General features: G+C 61.7%; 1 protein-coding gene. It reads right to left on the bottom strand.

The genetic code is table 11. The features are described 5' to 3' along the window. Window positions 1-326, bottom strand: a 326-nt coding sequence (locus MELE44368_RS24800; RefSeq protein WP_164890222.1) for a helix-turn-helix domain-containing protein, incomplete at its 3' end; no start/stop codon positions are given. Window positions 327-405: the final 79 nt, after the last annotated feature.

Here is a 405-nt window from a genome sequence, read left to right as displayed (position 1 = left end):
CCGTCAGCGCCGCGGTTGCGGGTGACTTCCTTATAGACCACCGAACGGTCTCTGTTGATGCTGCGCCCGATCTCGGCGTAACTCAATCCTGCATCAAGGCCCCGCATGATCGTGATCCGCTCATCGAGGTTGATCCGATGCCCAGGCCCACCCGGCCCGTCGCTGTCGACTAAGCCGACGATGCCGCCGCGTTGCCCAATTGCAAGTGTCATTCCCCCAGCTTTGTGCCACCACAGATGCCCCAACCCGTGCGACACACCCATCGCCTTTTCCGCCGCCGACACCGACTGCCCACAACACACCCGATCAAACAGCTCACGCTTCATCGCCCGCGACGCAGGAACCCCTCTCGGCACAGCAAACCTCCACGGTCAGGAAATGTTTCCCTGACCGTATGAATCCGCC

This window comes from Mycolicibacterium elephantis DSM 44368 (assembly GCF_004014805.1).
GTDB lineage: Bacteria > Actinomycetota > Actinomycetes > Mycobacteriales > Mycobacteriaceae > Mycobacterium > Mycobacterium elephantis.
The sequence above is the reverse complement of the archived record's forward strand: the minus strand, read 5'-3'. Positions and strand labels throughout refer to the sequence as shown.